The 2,251-nt window shown below is 70.0% G+C and carries 1 protein-coding gene; it reads left to right on the top strand.

Annotated elements, in window-relative coordinates; genetic code table 11:
* A partial coding sequence (locus tag VF697_RS16460; protein ID WP_331096042.1) for a CHAT domain-containing tetratricopeptide repeat protein occupies positions 1 to 2,251 on the top strand: 2,251 nt, incomplete at both ends.

Below are 2,251 nucleotides of genomic sequence, written 5' to 3'. Positions count from 1 at the left end.
CGGCCTCGCCCACCTCTACGCGAAACAGGGTTTGTACAGTCGGGCCGAGCCGCTGTTCGAGCGCGTGCTCGTCATCTGGGAAACGGCCTTCGGCAAGCAGCATCCTGGTGTCGGCCAAACGCTCCACAGCCTCGCCAACCTCTACGTGGAGCAGGGTTTCTACAGCCGGGCCGAGCCTCTGTTTGAGCGCGCGCTCGCCATTTTTGAAGCGACCTTCGGCCCACAGCACCCCAACGTCGCCTATCTGCTCAACAACCTCGCCAACCTCTACGCCCAGCAGGGTTTTTACAGCCGGGCCGAGCCTCTGTATGAACGCGCCCTCGCCATTTTGGAAGCGATCCTCGGCAAGCAGCACCCCCTTGTCGCGGACTCGCTCAAAGGCCTCGCCATCCTCTACAAGGAGCAGGGGTTGTACAGCCGGGCCGAGCCGCTGTATGCGCGCGCGCTCGCCATTCGAGAAGCGTCCCTCGGCAAACAGCACCCCGACGTCGCCGACTTGCTCAAAGGCCTCGCCCGACTCCGCCTCATCCAGAACCGACGTGCCCAGGCCCTCCCCCTCCTCGCGCGCACCTTCAATATCTCCGAGCGGCGCCTGCGCCAGGAGGGACTCGACCTTTCCGAGTCGCGCCTGTCGAGCTTCCTGCAACTTCTCCGCTCCGAGGAGGAAGTCCTCTACTCCCTGCTGCGCGCGCACCCGGGCGACACACGCGTGAGGCGGCTGGCCCTCTCCTCCGTCCTGCTGCGCAAGGGCCGCTCCGTCGAGGAGACCACCACCACCTCCCGTACCATCTACCTCGGCCTCGGCGAGGAGGACCGCAACACCTTCGAGCAACTGCGGAGCCTGCGCACCCAACTGGCCGCGCTGTCGCACCAGGGCCCCGGCTCTCTCTCCCCCGTTGACTACCAGCAGCGCCTCACCTCCCTGGCCGAGCAGGGCGACGCCCTGGAAACCCAGCTCGCCAGGCACTCCGCCCCTCTGCGCGCCCTCACCGCGCTGCCCGGCCCCGAGCAAATCGTCGACCGCGTCGCCGCCGCCCTCCCCAAAGACAGCGCCCTCGTCGAGTTCGTCGCCTACAAAGACAGCCCGGTCGCGCCCAAGCCCGGCACGCCCGAGTCCCAACTCCCCCGCGAGCTGCGCTACCTGGCGCTCGTCCTCCTTCCCAACGCCACCCTCCGCACCGTCGACCTGGGGCCCGCGCATGCCATGGACCAGGCCGCCTCCACCCTCCGCGACGCACTGGCCAGCGGCGATGCCGCCTGGCAGCGCCCCGCCCAGGCCTTGTACTCCCTGGCCTTCCAGCCCCTGCGGCCTCTGCTCGGCAACGTCCGCCGCCTCTTCCTCGCCCCGGATGGCCAGCTCAACCTCGTGCCCTTCGCCGCCCTCCACGATGGCAAGGGCCCCCTGGTGGACTCCTTCGACTTCACCTACCTCACCTCCGGCAAGGACCTGCTGCCCCGTCCCCAGGACATTGCCCCCTCCCGCTCCCTCGTCGTCCTGGCCGACCCGGACTTTGGCGCCTCGCCCTCCCCGGCCCCCGTCGCACCACAGCCACCGTCGCTGGCCCTTCGCTCCTCCTCCTCCGAGCGTTTCTTCTCCACGCTCCGGGCCGACCTCGCCGAGCGCACCTGGGTGCCCCTGCCTGGCACCCGTCAGGAAGCCGAGGCCATCCAACGGCTGCTCCCCCAGGCCCAGCTCCTCCTCGGCCCCGAGGCCTCCAAGCAGCAGCTGCTGACACTCCCAGCCCCCGGCGTCCTGCACATCGCCACCCACGGCTTCTTCCTCGAGGACTCCGTCACGCCCGAGGGCTCTCGCGCCGTCGGCAGCTTCGGCGCCCTCTCCGGCGCCCCCGCCACCCAGCATCTGCCCGACCCCTTGTTGCGCTCCGGTCTCGTCCTCTCCGGTGCGGCCGCCCAACAGCCCCACTCCCCTGACGGCTCCCTCGTCACCGCCCTGGAGCTCGCCGGGCTGAACCTCTGGGGCACCGAACTGGTGGTGCTCTCCGCGTGCGAGACGGGGCGCGGAGACGTCAAACTGGGGCAAGGTGTCTATGGCCTGCGCCGGGCCCTCCTCTCCGCGGGTGCGGAGACGGTGGTGAGCAGCCTGTGGAAAGTGAATGACGACACCACCCGTCAGCTCATGCAGGGCTACTACCGGCACCTGCTGGCCGGCGAGCCCCGTGTCTCGGCCCTGCGCGCCGCCATGCTGGAGTTGCGCCAGGCCCACCCCCCCCCCGCCCCCAGGGCCCCCATC

The organism is Archangium sp. (assembly GCF_036388035.1).
In the GTDB taxonomy this organism is placed as follows: Bacteria; Myxococcota; Myxococcia; order Myxococcales; family Myxococcaceae; genus Archangium.
Note: the sequence above shows the minus strand (reverse complement) of the source record. Positions and strands in the feature narration are given on the sequence as shown.